The following is a 14,120-nucleotide window of genomic DNA, read 5'->3' as shown; positions in this document are numbered from 1 at the left end:
TGTGACCCAAGACACAGCGGAGGGCCGACGGTTTTCGCGGCGCCGCGAGGTCTTGATGCGGACCGATTTCCCTCACCACCCGGGAGTGTCCGATGTCTTTCCAGACCGCCGTCGTCACCGGAGCCGGCCGTGGGTTCGGGCGGGCGATCGCCGTCGCGCTCGTGGCCGCCGGCACGCGCGTCGTCGGGATCGCGCGCACCGAAGAAGATCTGCGCGCCGTCCGCGACGAGGCCGGGGAGCTCTTCACGCCCCTGGCCGCCGACGCGACCGACGAAACGCTGGCCGCGGCCGTGCTCCGCGACCACCGTCCCGACCTGCTCGTGCTGAACGCCGGCGCCACGCCGCACATGGCGCCGGTGCAGGAGCAGACCTGGGAAACCTTCAGCCGCAACTGGCACACCGACACGCGGCACGTCTTCGAGTGGACGCGCGCGGCGTTGCGCCAGCCGCTCGCGCCCGGCGGCGTGGTCGTGTCGATGTCGAGCGGTGCGGCGCTGGCCGGGTCGCCGCTCAGCGGTGGGTACGCGAGCGCCAAGGCCGCGGTCCGCTACCTGCGCGGCTACGCAGCCGACGAAGCCGAGCGCGCCGGGCTCGGCCTGCGGTTCCTGACGCTGCTCCCCCAGCTCACGCCGACGGCCGGGGTGGGCTCGGCCGGCGTCACCGCCTACGCGGCCCGCCAGGGCGTGGCGCGCGACGCGTTCGTCGAGGGTCTGCAGCCGGTGCTCACCCCGGAGCAGGTGGCCAAGGCCGTGATGGACCTGGCGGCCGATGAGACCGCGGCGCCGGAGCACGTGGTCGGCGGCGCCGGCGTGCGCCCGCTGCCGTGAGCGGCCTCTACAGTGGACTCCTGCGCACCACGGGAGAGCCCATGCCGTCGAACGCCGAGTTCAGCGCGCTGACCGAGCCGTTCCGGCCGGAGCTGCTCGCCCACTGCTACCGGCTGCTGGGTTCGATCCACGACGCCGAGGACCTCGTGCAGGAGACGTACCTGCGGGCGTGGCGCGGGTTCGGCGGGTTCGAGGGCCGGTCGTCGGTGCGGCGCTGGCTGTACAAGATCGCCACCACCGCCTGCCTCACGGCGCTGGCGACCCGGGCCCGGCGGCCGCTGCCGTCGGGCCTGGGCGCGCCGTCCGACGACCACCGGGTGCCCGTCGCCTCGCGGGAGCCCGCGGTCGCGTGGCTCCAGCCGGCCCCCGAGTTCGGGGCCGGCGACCCGGCCGTGGCCGCCGCCGCGCGGGCCGGGGTGCGGCTCGCGTTCATCGCCGCGCTGCAGCTGCTGCCCGCGCGGCAGCGGGCCGTGCTGACGTTGCGCGACGTGCTCGCCTTCCCCGCGGCCGAGGTCGCCGAGCTGCTCGACACGACCACGGCGGCCGTCGACAGCGCCCTGCGCCGCGCGCGGACCCACCTCGCCGAGGCCGGACCGATCGAGAACGAGATGACCGAACCGACCGGCGAGACCGACCGGGCGCTGCTCGAGGACTACGTGGCCGCGTTCACCCGCGCCGACGCCGAAGCGCTGGTCCGGCTCCTGCGCGCCGACGTCGAGCTGGAGATGCCGCCCATCCCGACGTGGTTCACCGGCCGCGACGCCGTCGCGGGGTTCCTCGCCGCGCGCGTGCTGCGCCCTGGCCGCTGGCGGATGACGCCCACCCGCGCCAACGGCCAGCCCGCCCTCGTCGTGCACCACCGCACCGACGACGGGCGCGACCAGCCGTACGGCGTGCAGGTCCTGACCGTCCGCGGTGGGCGCATCGCCCGCATCACGTCGTTCAACGACCCGGCGCTGGTGCCGGTGTTCGCGCCTTCGTACCGGTGACCCGGCCGGTCCGCCCACCGCGGGCGGACCGGCCGGGACGTCACGCGCTGGGCAGCTCGTCGAACTCGACGACCTGGCGCACCTCGACCTCGATCTCGTCGTCGAAGAGCGCCGCGTAGGTCTTCGCGTACTCCACGGCTTCCTCCCGGTTCGCGAAGTTCAGCAGCGCGAAGCCCCCGATGACCTCCTTGGCCTCGGTGAACGGGCCGTCGGTGGCCTTGATGGCGCCGCCGCGCGTCTTGCGCACGAGCGCGCCCTTCTCCGACGGGTGGACGCCCTCCGCCGTGATCAGGATGCCCTTCTCCGCCGAGTCCTGGATGAACTCGCCCATCTTCGCGATGAACTCCTGGCTGGGGTTCCACGCCGAAGAGTCGCTCTCCGACAGCCGGTGCATCATGAGAAACCGCATGTCCGCTCCTTTGTCCCTCGGGCCGGGATCCGGATTCTTCCGGAAGCGCTGACCGGCCCACACCGACGCGTCGAACGGCCCCGCGCACGATTCGACAAACCGATCGGGAAGATTTTCGACGACCCCGGGGCGGGGGACCAGCCGAGCCCGGTCCCCCGCCCCGAACGTCACGAAACCGCAGGTACGCGCAGGTCGATCCCGCCCGTTTCGCGGCCGGTCACCACGGGCACGGGCCGCGGGTACTCGAGCGGACCCTGGCTGCCGTGCCACCACTCGATCCGCACGTCCTGCGTGGCCAGCCCGGGCAGCGTGTACTGGCCGGCGCCGGTCACGAGCCCGTCGGGACCGGCCGGGTCACCCGTGCGGGCGTTGTAGGCGTTCACTGCGACCCACTGCATCGGGAGCGTCGCGTCGAGCACCTTCCCGGTGATCCTGCCCGCCGGCTTCAGCGCGGCGTCGAGCGTGGTCGCGGCCCCCGCCGTGACGTGCACGGGCCGGGCCGAGAACCGGTCGGACGCGCCGCCGGACCACTGCCACGCGTGGGCGCCGGTCAGGTCGGGGAACTGCACGCGCCAGTCGTAGGGCCCGAGCCCGCCGATCGTGTACCGGCCCTCGGTGTAGGTGCACTGCACGCCCCACGGGTGGTTGTAACCCGACCACGCGGCCGTGACCCCCGGGCAGACCTCGGAGACCGTTGCGCCCGTCGCGGCGTCGGTGACCTTGCCGGTGATCGAGCCCGCCGCGTCGAACTTCACCCGCACGTCGGTCGTCTGCCCGGGCTTGATCTCGAACCAGGTCGCCTTCTCGACGTCACCCGTGCCGCCCCGCGCGCCGACCCACTGGCTGCCGTGCACGCCGTCGCCGCCCGCGACGTTCCCGGGCACCGCGAAGAACCGGTACTTGCCCGGCCACAGGAAGTCGAGGTCGAGCTTGCCCGTGCCGAAGGCGCACGACATGTTGTCCGGCGACACCGACCCGTGCTGGGTCGGGTCGACGATCGCCAGGCAGGCGTCGCCGACCGGGGCGCCGGTGGCGGCGTCGGTGAAGCTGACCGACACTTTCGCCCGCTGCAGCAGCTTCGACGCGAGCTCGGTCGTCTCGTCGGCGCGGACGTCGGCGTTGATCACGTCGTCGAGGTGGCCCTCGGCGGTGATGCGGAACTGGTAGGTGCCGGCGCGCAGCACCGGGAAGCGCACCTTGCCCGCCGAGTCCGCGCACGCGTTGGCCCACTGGCCCACCCCGGTCGCGGACACGCACGCCCCTGGCAGCGGCCGGCGGGTCGCGTCGTCGGTCACGGTGAGCTCGGCCGAACCCGCCGGCAGCGCCGTCTCGTCGACGACGGTGTCCGCGCCGGCGGTCACCTCGACGAGCTTCGCCTGCTACGGATCGGTCTGCCGCGGATACCACTGCTCGGCGTTTTCGGGCCAGTAGTAGCGGAGTTTGTACTTGCCGGTCTTCACGTGGTCGAAGCGGTACCCGCCGCCGGCATCGGTGACCGTGCGGGCGACGTCGTTGCCGTTCGGGTCGGCGAGCTGCACGGCGGCGCCGGTGACCGGCCGGCCGGGGCCGCGCCCGAACGTGCCGGCCAGGCCGCCGTATTCGTACGGTGCCAGGGCGACCGGCACGGTGCCCGGCGAGGTCACCGGGTCGGTGACCTTGGTGTCGTACTCGGTGGCCATGACCTCGAGCGTGTACTGGCCCGGCCGCAGCGAAACGTCGTAGTGGCCCGCGTCGTCGGTGCCGGCCCCCGTGATCCCGGCCCCGCTGCTGTCGTGCACCTGCACCCACGCGCCGCGCACCGGGGCGCCGGTCCGGGCGTCGGTGACGACGCCGTCGATCCCCTTCTCCGACGCGACCGCGGGCGCGGCCGTCCCCACCAGCACCAGTGCCGCGCTCGCCACCGCGAGCACCAGAGATCTTCGTCTGTGCACGATTTCCCCCTCCGTGGACGTTCGGTCGCTTTCCTCACGCACGACCGGTCCGGACGGTTGCTTCCCCGGCCGGGCGAACTTCGCCGACGCACCGGACCGGTCACCGGTGGGCGGGGCGGCTACCTCTACGATTCGGCGGGTGACCACCTACGACGACACCTTCGACCATCTCGACGCCTCGTCCCTGCCACTTCGCCAGCAGCAGATCCTGGTCACGATCCGGGACTGGGTGGTCCGCCACGGATACGCGCCGAGCAGCCGCGAGATCGGCGAGGCCGTGGGACTGCGGTCGTCCTCGTCGGTGTCGAAGCACCTGGCGAGCCTGGAGGACAAGGGTTACCTGCGGCGCAGCAGCTCGATGTCGCGGCCGATCGACGTGCGCGCGTTCCTCGGCACGGCCGAGCCGCAGCAGGGTGAGGACTCCGTGGCGGTGCCGGTCGTCGGCCACATCGCCGCCGGCACGCCGATCTCGGCCGAGGAGCACCTCGACGAGATGCTGCAGCTGCCGCGCGGGCTCACCGGCCGCGGCAACGTCTTCGGCCTGCGCGTGCGCGGCGACTCGATGATCGACGCCGCGATCTGCGACGGCGACATCGTGGTGGTGCGCCAGCAATCGGAGGCGCACTCGGGTCAGATCGTCGCCGCGATGATCGACGAAGAGGCGACCGTGAAGGTCTACCGGCGCCGCAACGGCCACGTGTACCTCGAACCCCGCAACCCGGCCTACGACGTGATCGACGGCGACCGGGCCGTGGTGCTGGGCACCGTCGTGTCGGTGCTGCGCAGCATGTGAGTCAGCGCATGAACAGGCCGCCGTTGATGTCGAAGGTGGCCCCGGTGATGTACCCGGTGTTCTCGCCGCACAGGTAGGCGACGAGGTCCGCGACCTCCCCGGCCCGCCCGAACCGGCCCACGGGGATCGCGGCCTCGGCGGCTTCGAGCTGTCCGGCGTCCATCTCGTCCATCACCGGCGTGCGTGTCGCCGCGGGCGCCACGGCGTTCACCGTGACGCCCGAGGCCGCGAGCTCTTTCGCGAACACCTTGGTGAGCACCAGAACCCCGGCCTTCGACGATGCGTAGTGCGCCCCCGCCACCAGCCCGCCCTGCTGCCCCGCCAGCGACGCGAGGTTGACCACGCGGCCCCACCCGCGCTCGCGCATCGCCGGCGCGAGCTCGCGCGTGAGCAGGAAAACGCCGCGCAGGTTGGTCGCGAGCACGTCGTCCCACTCGGCCACGTCGATGTCCCACACCGACCGGCTCTGCGTGCGGGCCGCGTTGTTCACCAGGATCTCCGGCACGCCGAACTCGTGCCGCACCTGCTCGGCGACGGACCGCACGGCGGCCGGGTCGCGGACGTCGACGGCGAACGCACGCGCAGCCGTGCCGGAGGCGTCGAGCTCCCGTGCCTTCGCCGCCGCGCTGCCGGCGTCGAGGTCGAGCAGCGCGACGCGGTGGCCGAGCCCGTGCAGCCGTTCCGCGACGGCCGCCCCGATCCCGCGCCCGGCCCCGGTCACGACGGCGGTCCTGCGAGTGTCCACTGTGTCCTCTCGGGAGTCGGGTCGTCGGCGTCGCGCATCCGTTGCGCGGCAGGGACCATCCTGCCCGAGATCCGCCACCGCGTCCGGGTCAGGCCGGCAGCCCCCACGGGGTGCTCGGTCCGTTCGGAGCCACCGGCCGCACCGCGAAGTCCGGCCGGTCGCCCGCGCGGTACACGAAGGCGTCTTCTCCGCGGGCGAGGTCGACCTGGACGTCGCCGTTGGGCAGGGTGCGCCAGCGCTTCGAGCGACCCCGTGCGTCGGTGACCTCGAGGGCGCCGTCGATGCCCGGGCGCAGGACGCAGGGGGCGCCGGCTTCGCTGTGGACCTTCAGCCAGCGCGTTCTGCCGCCTTCGCGGGCGGCGCTGAGCAGGAACGCGCCCTCGGTGCGGAAGTCGCGCAGGGAGATGTCGGCCCACGTCGCGGGGACGGCGGGGAACAGCCGCACGACGCCGCCCCAGCTCTGCACCAGCATGTCCTGCATCGACTTCACCGCCGAGAGCGGCGTCTCGATCACGGGGCCCGACTCCTCGTACATCGTGTTGGGCTTGATGAACCGGCTCTGCAGCTGGTCGAGGTAGGCCGCCGCCTGGTCGCCGCGTCGCATCGAGGCCGAGATCGACGCCGCGCCGGTGAAGGTGTAGCCCTGCAGCGCGCCTTCGAAGCCGACCCAGTGCGCCAGCGACTTCTCGATGAGGGCGCGGTTCTCCGGCTGCTCCCAGGTGATCTCGTACAGCGGATAGACCTGCAGCAGGTGTGAGTAGTGCCGGTGCGACTTCGCGAACGGCACGCCGGCGCCGATCATGTAGCCGTTCTCGTCCACGGCGTAGGGCGCGAGCGTCGCGGCCACCTGCTGCCAGCGGGACACGAGCGGGTCGGCGATGCGCAGTTCGCGCGCCGCGTCGAGGAGGGTGCGGCAGCCCCAGCGCACGAGCGCGAGGTCGTAGGTGCAGTCGGGGGCGTTCACGCCGTACTCGGGCGAGAAAGTGGGCGGCAGGTGCAGTCTGCCGTCCGGGCCTGGCGCGAGGAAGTGCAGGTAGTAGTTGATCGCCTTGCGCAGCAACGGGAACAGCGTGTCGCGCAGCAGGCGGCGGTCCAGTGTGTGCCGGTAGGACAGCCACACGTTGTGCAGTGCCCACGTGAGGTCGCCGACCTCCGGGGTCGGGGTGTCCTGGCCGGGCACGCCGACGGGGAAGCCGCTGTTGGCGTCGGAGACGCCGTTGGACAGCGTCATGTCGGTAGTGCGCGGGATGCCGGCGGAGTCGCCCTGGTACGGCGCGCCGACCTGACTCGACAGGTGCCCGCGGTACTGGTCCAGCGCCCGGCTCACGGCGTCGAGCTCGAGGTGGTTGGAGCCGTGGATGAGCCAGTACTCGAGCTGCACGTTGAGGTTCCACCACGTGGCCGGCCACGGCGTGTTCTCCAGCCACGGGCCCGAAGTCGCCATCACCGGTGCCTCGCGCCGCGCGGCCGAGGCGAGCTTGTACAGCTGGATCCAGTAGAAGCTCTGCAGCCGGGTGTCCGGAATGGACACGAAACTGCGCCGGTAGTAGTCCTGCCACCAGCGGCGGTGCTCGCGGGTGAGCGCGCCGAACTCGGCCGCCGTGCGCACGGACCACAGCGCCCGCGCGGTGGACGTGCGCTCGGGGTGCGACCAGGCGACCGAGGCGTAGAGCGTCCGCGCGCCGCCGCGGGTGACCTCCCGCCAGGCGGTGACGTGCTCGCCGCCCGCGAGCAGCGGCTGCTCGGCGACGTGGCTGTCGCCGACGGCGCGGACCGTCGCCGGTGGGTTCGCGACGTACCCCTCGGGCGGCGCCTTCTTCCAGACGGGGTCGGCGCGTGGGCTCACGGCCTCGGCCGGGTGGAAGACCCAGCGGAACCCGCGTTCGCCCTCGGTCGGACGCACCTCGACGGCGAGCACCGGCTGTCCGGTGTGGACGATCGCGCGCAGCGCGAGGCTGCCCGCGGCGGTGGTGATCGTGCCGGTGAGCTCGGCGTTGCCCAGGTCCAGCCGCCAGTCGACGCCCGTGATCGCGCCGGCGGGTTCGAGCGTGAAGTACCCGATCGGCAGCCGCGCCAGGCCGAACAGCGAGCCGTACTGCGGCCGGTGGTCCTGCACCTCGCTGTGCTGCACGGTGAAGCGCACCGCGTTCTTGTCCGGCTCGGCGTAGACGCCGGAACCGAGGAAGCCGTTGCCGAGGAACGGCCCTTCCGTCCACACGGTCGGCATCCGCTGCCACCGCAGATCCGCGGTGGCGAGGAATGCGGCCCAGTCGAAGTCGTCGCCGCCGGGCGGCGGGTGGCTCGCGGCCGAGGCGACGGCCGGGCCCAGCCCCGCCGCGCTCGCCGCGATCCCGGCGAGCGCGCCGCCGAGGACTGTTCTGCGGGAGACGTCCATGTCTGCGACCTCCAGGTCAGGGGCGGCGGCGGTCGGGCACAAAACATAGGATGTCTGACATCCGTTGTCGAGACCTCTGCGCAAGTTCGTGACAAGGCAACCCGACTGGAGCACCATGACTCCTCGAAAGCGCTGTAGCCTCTTCATCGATTCATCGGATGACTATCGTGCCGCAGGCCGGTCGGGACGAGCGCGCCCCGCAGGGGCGCAGGTCACAGCCGGGCGCGCCGGGCCCGGCCCTACAATCGGGGCCAGCCGCGCCGCGGCGGTGGGCGGAGGAGAACCGTGCGGGTCACGATCCGGGATGTCGCACGGCGGGCAGAGGTGTCGGTGGCCACGGTGTCGCGGGCGCTCGGCTCGCCCGACCGCGTCAGCGAAGCCACGCGCGACCGGGTGCTCGCGGTCGTGCGGGAGCTGGGCTACCGGCCGAGCCCGGCGGCCCGCAGCCTCATCACCGGCAAGACCGGCGCGATCGCGATCGTGGTGCCGGATCTGGGGAACCCGTTTTTCACCGGCCTGCTCAAGAGCGTGCAGGCGCGGGCGCGCGAAACCGGCCACGCCGTACTGGTCGGCGACAGCGACGAGGACCCGGCCACCGAGCAGGAGCTCGTGCGCACGCTGGCGAAGCAGGCCGACGGCGTGCTGCTGTGCTCACCCGGGATCGACGACGACACCATCACCGAGCTCGCCGGCCTCACGTCGCTGGCGCTGCTCAACCGCCGCGTCGCCGGGATCGGTGCCACGGTGATGGACAGCGCCGGCGGGATGCGCGAGGTCGTGGCGCACCTGGCCGGGCTCGGGCACCGGCGCTGCGCCTACCTCAACGGCCCGGACAGCTCGTGGTCCAACCACGAGCGGCTGCGCGGGCTGCGACCCGCCGCCGCGGAACACGGCGTCGAGATCGTGGAGCTCGGGCCGTTCGCCCCGCGGTACGAGGACGGTGCGCCCGCCGCCGACCAGGCGCTGGCCGCCGGGGTGACCGCGGCGCTCGCCTACAACGACGTGATGGCGCTCGGTGTGCTGGCGCGCCTGCGCGACCGCGGGGTCGACGTGCCGGGCGAGCTGAGCGTGACCGGCTTCGACGACCTCGTCTACGCGGCGGTGTCCGCTCCCCCGCTCACCACGGTCGCCATGCCGGTGGCCGAGGCCGGCCGCCACGCCGTGGATCTGCTGCTGGCCCACGCCGCCGCCGACCCGGCCGGCCGGGTGGTCACGGAACTGCCGACGCGGCTCGTCGTGCGCGCCACCACGGCCAGCGCGCCCGGGTGTCACCGCTGACCATTCCCGCGTGTGAGGGGAAATGTCGGAAAATGATCGGGACGGACACGTAATCCGGTCACTCCCGATACTGCGTTCCACTGTGGATCGATGTTACAGTTCTTCACAGGCCACGGAAACGGGGCTGCCGGAAACGTTCGAGGAGGATTCACCCGCCATGGCGCACAAGGTCCTGGTCCAGATGGTGGACGACATCGACGGCGGGGTCGCGCACCAGACCGTGCCCTTCGGCCTCGACGGCGTCCAGTACGAAATCGATCTCTCCGACAAGAACGCGGGAACTCTGCGTGAAGAGTTCGCCCGCTACATCGCCGCCTCGCGGCGCACAGGCGGCCGCAAGGTGCGCCGTGGCACCGGTTCGGGCACGCCGACGCCCGAGGACCGCGAACGCTCGCGCGCCATCCGCGCGTGGGCCGCGGACAACGGCTGGAGCATTTCCGAACGCGGCCGCATTCCCACCGACGTGGTCACCGCCTACGAAAACAGCCGCGCCTCCGGCTCGAAGTCGCGTGCCCGCGGAGGCCGCACAAAGGCGAAGGCGTAAAACCGATCCGGGGGTGGCCGTGCGGCCATTTCCCCGGACTGCCGCACGCCCCGACGGAAACGTCCACACCGAATTCGAAAACCGCGGATCACCGGCGGCTTCCGGTGAACCACTGCCGCCGCGAGGGCCTTGACAGCCCGTCGCGGCGGTTCGTACGTTCCGACCGGGAGCCGCGGACCTTCCCCGAAGTCCGCTTCGGAGAGGGTGCTCGCGGATGAGTTTCACCGAGTCGTTCGAGACCGTCGCCACCGTGATCGAAGGCCTCGGCGTCGGCATCATGGCCCTCGGTCTCGTGGTGGTCCTGGTGCGCTTCGTCGTCGACGTCACCCGGCACCGCGGCAGCTACGACCAGCTGCGGGTGCACCTCGGCCGCGTCATCCTGCTCGGGCTCGAGATCCTCATCGCCGGTGACATCATCCGGACCGTGATCGTCGACGCGTCGCTGGAGAACGTGCTGGTCCTCGGCCTGATCGTGCTGATCCGGACCGTGCTGAGCTTCGCGCTCGAGGTCGAGATATCCGGCGCGTGGCCGTGGCAGGCCAGGCGGGGGCCGCAGCCGCCCGCCTGACCTCCCCCGGCGCTCAGGCCGCGCGGCCCAGGAACGCCAGCAGCCGCGTGGTCTCGTCGGCGTCCGCCGGCGGTGCGAGCTCGGGCCCGAAGAACTCGGGCCGCCGCAACGGAATCGAGCGGACCCACTCGTCCGTCGCCTTCACCACGGCCGGATCCAGCGTGACGGTCAGACCGACGGCCTGGGCGATGTCCCAGGTGTGGACGAGCGCGTCGGAGATGAACGCCGGCAGCAGCGTCGTGAGCGGCGCGCCCCCGGCGTCGTCGACCGACGTGACCCGCGCGAGCCCGTCGCGGGTCAGCGCCGGGGCGGTGGCCTCGAAGGCCACGCGCCACTCCCCCGCCGGGTCCCCGGCGCACAGCACCCCGGGGTTCGGCGCGCCGGGCTCCCCCGCGGTCTCGGGGTAGTCGGCGCCGGTCACCCAGGCCGCCAGCCGGTGGCGGCCCCACAGCACGTGGCCCACGATGTCCCGCACCGTCCACGCCGCGCACGGCGACGGCGCGTCCCACCGCCGCGCCGGCACCTCGGCCACCACGGCGCCGAAGCCGTCCTGCGCCACGAAGTACTGCTCCAGAAGATCCACAGCTCGCTCCCTTCACCGATGTCGTCGCCCTACGACCACCGGCGGACGGCGAAACAGACCGAATCCGGTCCCGGCTTCGCCGGCTCGCGGCTACCGTGGCAGGAATGACCGATTCGACCAGTACCGAAGACCAGACCGGCGCGCTGACGCGCAACGTCGAGGGACACGAGGTCGGTGCGAGCGTGTCCATCATCCGCGAGAGCACCGACGTCGCCGGGTCCGGCCCGCGGCTGCACCGCCACCCCTATCGCGAGACGTTCGTGATCCAGCGCGGCCGCGCTCTGTTCACGATCGGCGACACCGAACGGGAAGGCCGGGCGGGCGACGTCCTCGCGGTCGCCGCCGGGGTCGCGCACAAGTTCGTGGTCCTCGGGCCCGAGCGCTACGAGGCTGTGCACATCCACGAGAACGACCGGTTCGTCACGGAGTGGCTCGAGTAGACGCCGTCCACTCACGACGATGCCCCCGACCCGCCCGCGCGTTCGCGTTCGCACATTTGTCGGCGCGCGTCACAGCGCAGTCGGCAACTGGCCGAATCACGCCCTGACCTGCGGAACCTTCCGGCGTCCCGGAGGACGAGTTTCCGTCACGCGGAAACACTCCGCGCCCGGGCCGCCACGTCGTGAAAACCGGCCCTGACCACCGGCAACGGCCGGGGCCGCCGCTGCCTTGACACCACGTCGGCCCGGACTCATCCTCACATCTCTCGTTTCCGTTCGATGGAGGGTGTGATTCCGCATGACGGAGGTGCTGGACCGGACAACCGGCCGCGACGACCGCGACCGGCTGTTCGCCGCCGCGCCCGGGTCGGCCGTCGATCTGGCGGTGCCCCTGGGCCCGCTCACGCTCGCCAACCCGGTGATGCCCGCGTCCGGCTGCTTCGGCCCTGAGCTCGGTCCCCTGCTGCCGGTGCGCGAGCTCGGCGCGGTCGTGACGAAGACCGTGTTCGCGCAGCGCCGCTCCGGCAACCCGTCGCACCGGCTGACCGAAAGTGCGCTCGGCATGCTCAACAGCGTCGGCATCCCCAGCCCGGGCACGAGCCGGTTCGTCCACGACGTGCTGCCGCGCTACCGCGAGTTCGGCGTCCCGGTGATCGCCAGCGTCGGCGGGCTGACCGTGGACGAGTACTGGCAGGTCGCCGACGAGCTGGCCGGTGCGGAGTGCGCGGCCTTCGAGGTCAACGTGTCCTGCCCCAACCTCGAACACGGCGGGCTCGCCATCGGCGCCGACCCCGCGGCGGTCGAGGCCGTCGTCGCCGGCGTGGCGGCTCGGACGGAACTGCCGGTGCTGGTGAAGCTCACGCCCGGTGTCACCGACATCGGCGAGATCGCCCGCGCCGCCGAGCGGGCGGGCGCGACCGCCGTGACCGTGAGCAACACCTTCCCCGCCCTGGCCGTCGACGTGCGCTCGCGGCGCGCCGTGCTGGGCAACGGCGTCGGCGGCCTGTCCGGCCCGGCCGTGAAACCGCTCGCGCTGCGGCTGGTGTGGCAGGCGGCCTCGGCCGTCGACATCCCCGTCATCGGCTGCGGCGGCATCAGCAGCGCGCGTGACGTCGTCGAGTTCCTCATCGCCGGCGCCACCGCCGTGCAGGTCGGCACCGCGACGTTCACCCGCCCCTACGCGATGGCGGAGATCGTGCGCGACCTCGCGGGCCACTGTGCCGAGCTCGGGGCGGGCGCCGTCCACGAGCTCATCGGAACCCTGCGCACCTGACCCTTCCCGTCCTTCCCCGACCCGTCTTTCCCCCAACGCCGTGAGGAGTGCTCCCCACCATGTCCGACGAAACGCTCGCCGGCAGCGCCGCGCCACCCGTCACGTCCGAAGACACCCCCGCCACGAAGGCGACCACGCGCTACGCCCGCAAGGCCGTGTTCGCGTCGTCGCTCGGCTACGCGATGGACGGCTTCGACCTGCTGATCCTCGGGTTCGCCCTCTCCGCCATCTCCGGCGACCTCGGGCTCGGCGGCGCCGAGGCCGGCTCGCTGGCCACCATCACGCTGATCGGCGCGGTGGTCGGCGGGATCGCGTTCGGGGTCCTGTCCGACCGCATCGGCCGCGTGAAGGTGCTGACCTACTCGGTGATCTTCTTCGCCGTGTTCACCGGGCTCACGGCGATTTCCACGAGCTACTGGGAGATCGCGGTCTTCCGGTTCCTCGCCGGCGTCGGCATCGGCGGCGAGTTCGGCATCGGCATGACGCTGGCGGCCGAAGCGTGGCCGGCGAAGAAGCGCGCACGGGCGACGTCGCTCGTCGGCCTCGGCTGGCAGGCCGGGGTGCTGCTCGCGGCGCTCGTCTCCGCTCCTGTGCTCAACGCGTGGGGCTGGCGCGGGCTGTTCCTGCTCGGCGCGTTTCCCGCGATCGTCGCCATCGTGTTCCGCTCGCGGCTGCACGAGCCCGAGCAGTTCACCCGCCACCGCGAGAGCCGGCAGGGCAAGCCGAAGGTGCCGCTCAAGCTGCTGGTGGCCGACGGGCCCACCACCCGCGCGACGATCGGCGTCCTCGTGCTCACGTCGGTGCAGAACTTCGGCTACTTCGGCATCATGATCTGGCTGCCCACCTACCTGTCCACGCAGTTCGGCTACAGCCTCACCAAATCCGGGGTGTGGACCGCCGTCACGGTGGTGGGCATGGGCGTCGGAATTCTGGCGTTCGGCGAGATCGCCGACAAACTGGGCCGCCGCAAGGCCTTCTGGCTCTTCCAGGCCGGGGCCGCCGTCTCGGTACTGGGCTACAGCCAGCTCTCTTCGCCGTGGGCGCTGATGGTGGGCGGCGCGGTCATGGGCGCCTTCGCCAACGGCATGATCGGCGGCTACGGCGCGCTGATGGCCGAGCTCTACCCCACGGCCATCCGGTCCACGGCGCAGAACGTGCTGTTCAACCTCGGCCGCGCGGTCGGCGGGTTCGCACCGATCGTCGTCGCGCTCGTGGCCGCCAGCTACGGCTTCGGTTTCGCCATCGGCGTGCTGTCCGTGATCTACCTGCTCGACATGGTCGCAATGATCTTCATCCCCGACCGGCGCGCCGAGCAGCTGGCCTGAGCCGCCCCGAGCAAGGAGAA

15 protein-coding genes are annotated in these 14,120 nt (G+C 72.4%); 9 read left to right on the top strand and 6 right to left on the bottom strand.

Going from position 1 to position 14,120, the window contains the following annotated elements:
- Positions 1 to 92: 92 nt before the first annotated feature.
- Both ACFY1H_RS34745 and ACFY1H_RS34740 read left to right on the top strand, forming a co-directional pair.
- A complete protein-coding gene (locus tag ACFY1H_RS34745) occupies positions 93 to 827 on the top strand; it encodes an SDR family oxidoreductase (RefSeq protein ID WP_386953543.1) in 735 nt (244 codons plus the stop codon).
- A 41-nt stretch (positions 828 to 868) separates the two neighbouring features.
- Positions 869 to 1,816 (top strand): RNA polymerase subunit sigma-70, encoded by a 948-nt coding sequence (locus ACFY1H_RS34740; protein ID WP_366578182.1) that lies wholly within the window; start codon positions 869 to 871, stop codon positions 1,814 to 1,816.
- Positions 1,817 to 1,856: 40 nt separating this feature from the next.
- Here the strand turns inward: ACFY1H_RS34740 and ACFY1H_RS34735 are convergent, their stop codons facing one another.
- The 3 genes from ACFY1H_RS34735 to ACFY1H_RS34725 all read right to left on the bottom strand — a co-directional run bounded on the left by ACFY1H_RS34735 (position 1,857) and on the right by ACFY1H_RS34725 (position 4,156).
- A complete protein-coding gene (locus tag ACFY1H_RS34735) occupies positions 1,857 to 2,225 on the bottom strand; it encodes a YciI family protein (protein ID WP_366578180.1) in 369 nt (122 codons plus the stop codon).
- Positions 2,226 to 2,392: 167 nt separating this feature from the next.
- Positions 2,393 to 3,586, bottom strand: coding sequence for a carboxypeptidase regulatory-like domain-containing protein (locus ACFY1H_RS34730; protein WP_386953539.1), 1,194 nt, complete (start codon positions 3,584 to 3,586; stop codon positions 2,393 to 2,395).
- Positions 3,587 to 3,604: 18 nt separating this feature from the next.
- On the bottom strand, positions 3,605 to 4,156 hold the full coding sequence (locus ACFY1H_RS34725) for a collagen binding domain-containing protein (protein ID WP_386953536.1): 552 nt from the start codon (positions 4,154 to 4,156) through the stop codon (positions 3,605 to 3,607).
- 139 nt (positions 4,157 to 4,295) lie between these two features.
- Here ACFY1H_RS34725 and lexA point away from each other — a divergent pair, with 139 nt between their 5' ends.
- Positions 4,296 to 4,949: a transcriptional repressor LexA gene (gene lexA, locus ACFY1H_RS34720; protein WP_364045697.1), complete on the top strand. Its 654-nt coding sequence runs from the start codon at positions 4,296 to 4,298 to the stop codon at positions 4,947 to 4,949.
- Between the two features lies 1 nt (position 4,950).
- On the opposite strand, the gene ACFY1H_RS34715 is transcribed toward lexA, so the two are convergent.
- Together ACFY1H_RS34715 and ACFY1H_RS34710 are read right to left on the bottom strand one after the other, a co-directional pair.
- Positions 4,951 to 5,670, bottom strand: a complete 720-nt coding sequence (locus ACFY1H_RS34715; RefSeq protein ID WP_366578176.1) for an SDR family NAD(P)-dependent oxidoreductase — start codon at positions 5,668 to 5,670, stop codon at positions 4,951 to 4,953.
- Between the two features lie 112 nt (positions 5,671 to 5,782).
- Positions 5,783 to 8,089 (bottom strand): Tat pathway signal sequence domain protein, encoded by a 2,307-nt coding sequence (locus ACFY1H_RS34710; RefSeq protein WP_386953533.1) that lies wholly within the window; start codon positions 8,087 to 8,089, stop codon positions 5,783 to 5,785.
- 285 nt (positions 8,090 to 8,374) lie between these two features.
- Here ACFY1H_RS34710 and ACFY1H_RS34705 point away from each other — a divergent pair, with 285 nt between their 5' ends.
- The 3 genes from ACFY1H_RS34705 to ACFY1H_RS34695 all read left to right on the top strand — a co-directional run bounded on the left by ACFY1H_RS34705 (position 8,375) and on the right by ACFY1H_RS34695 (position 10,479).
- Positions 8,375 to 9,367 (top strand): LacI family DNA-binding transcriptional regulator, encoded by a 993-nt coding sequence (locus ACFY1H_RS34705; protein ID WP_366578172.1) that lies wholly within the window; start codon positions 8,375 to 8,377, stop codon positions 9,365 to 9,367.
- Between the two features lie 157 nt (positions 9,368 to 9,524).
- A complete protein-coding gene (locus ACFY1H_RS34700; RefSeq protein ID WP_386953529.1) occupies positions 9,525 to 9,911 on the top strand; it encodes an Lsr2 family protein in 387 nt (128 codons plus the stop codon).
- 214 nt (positions 9,912 to 10,125) lie between these two features.
- On the top strand, positions 10,126 to 10,479 hold the full coding sequence (locus ACFY1H_RS34695) for a DUF1622 domain-containing protein (protein ID WP_366578168.1): 354 nt from the start codon (positions 10,126 to 10,128) through the stop codon (positions 10,477 to 10,479).
- Positions 10,480 to 10,492: 13 nt separating this feature from the next.
- Here ACFY1H_RS34695 and ACFY1H_RS34690 read toward each other — a convergent pair whose 3' ends face one another.
- On the bottom strand, positions 10,493 to 11,062 hold the full coding sequence (locus ACFY1H_RS34690; RefSeq protein WP_366578166.1) for a TIGR03086 family metal-binding protein: 570 nt from the start codon (positions 11,060 to 11,062) through the stop codon (positions 10,493 to 10,495).
- A 104-nt stretch (positions 11,063 to 11,166) separates the two neighbouring features.
- Here ACFY1H_RS34690 and ACFY1H_RS34685 point away from each other — a divergent pair, with 104 nt between their 5' ends.
- The 3 genes from ACFY1H_RS34685 to ACFY1H_RS34675 all read left to right on the top strand — a co-directional run bounded on the left by ACFY1H_RS34685 (position 11,167) and on the right by ACFY1H_RS34675 (position 14,100).
- Complete coding sequence (locus tag ACFY1H_RS34685; RefSeq protein WP_366578164.1) at positions 11,167 to 11,502, top strand: cupin domain-containing protein; 336 nt, start codon at positions 11,167 to 11,169, stop codon at positions 11,500 to 11,502.
- A gap of 298 nt (positions 11,503 to 11,800) precedes the next feature.
- Positions 11,801 to 12,775: a dihydroorotate dehydrogenase gene (locus ACFY1H_RS34680; protein ID WP_366578162.1), complete on the top strand. Its 975-nt coding sequence runs from the start codon at positions 11,801 to 11,803 to the stop codon at positions 12,773 to 12,775.
- A 59-nt stretch (positions 12,776 to 12,834) separates the two neighbouring features.
- Positions 12,835 to 14,100, top strand: coding sequence for an MFS transporter (locus ACFY1H_RS34675; protein ID WP_366578160.1), 1,266 nt, complete (start codon positions 12,835 to 12,837; stop codon positions 14,098 to 14,100).
- Positions 14,101 to 14,120 lie beyond the last annotated feature (20 nt).

This window comes from Amycolatopsis sp. NPDC001319 (assembly GCF_042896185.1).
Classification (GTDB): Bacteria; Actinomycetota; Actinomycetes; order Mycobacteriales; family Pseudonocardiaceae; genus Amycolatopsis.
The sequence above is the reverse complement of the archived record's forward strand: the minus strand, read 5'-3'. Positions and strand labels throughout refer to the sequence as shown.

Bases quoted from the DNA above. Each gene is read 5' to 3' on its own strand.
- ACFY1H_RS34745 (WP_386953543.1), top strand. From the start codon at position 93: ATGTCTTTCCAGACCGCCGTCGTCACCGGAGCCGGCCGTGGGTTCGGG.
- ACFY1H_RS34740 (WP_366578182.1), top strand. From the start codon at position 869: ATGCCGTCGAACGCCGAGTTCAGCGCGCTGACCGAGCCGTTCCGGCCG.
- ACFY1H_RS34735 (WP_366578180.1), bottom strand. From the start codon at position 2,225: ATGCGGTTTCTCATGATGCACCGGCTGTCGGAGAGCGACTCTTCGGCG.
- ACFY1H_RS34710 (WP_386953533.1), bottom strand. From the start codon at position 8,089: ATGGACGTCTCCCGCAGAACAGTCCTCGGCGGCGCGCTCGCCGGGATC.
- ACFY1H_RS34700 (WP_386953529.1), top strand. From the start codon at position 9,525: ATGGCGCACAAGGTCCTGGTCCAGATGGTGGACGACATCGACGGCGGG.
- ACFY1H_RS34695 (WP_366578168.1), top strand. From the start codon at position 10,126: ATGAGTTTCACCGAGTCGTTCGAGACCGTCGCCACCGTGATCGAAGGC.
- ACFY1H_RS34685 (WP_366578164.1), top strand. From the start codon at position 11,167: ATGACCGATTCGACCAGTACCGAAGACCAGACCGGCGCGCTGACGCGC.
- ACFY1H_RS34680 (WP_366578162.1), top strand. From the start codon at position 11,801: ATGACGGAGGTGCTGGACCGGACAACCGGCCGCGACGACCGCGACCGG.
- ACFY1H_RS34675 (WP_366578160.1), top strand. From the start codon at position 12,835: ATGTCCGACGAAACGCTCGCCGGCAGCGCCGCGCCACCCGTCACGTCC.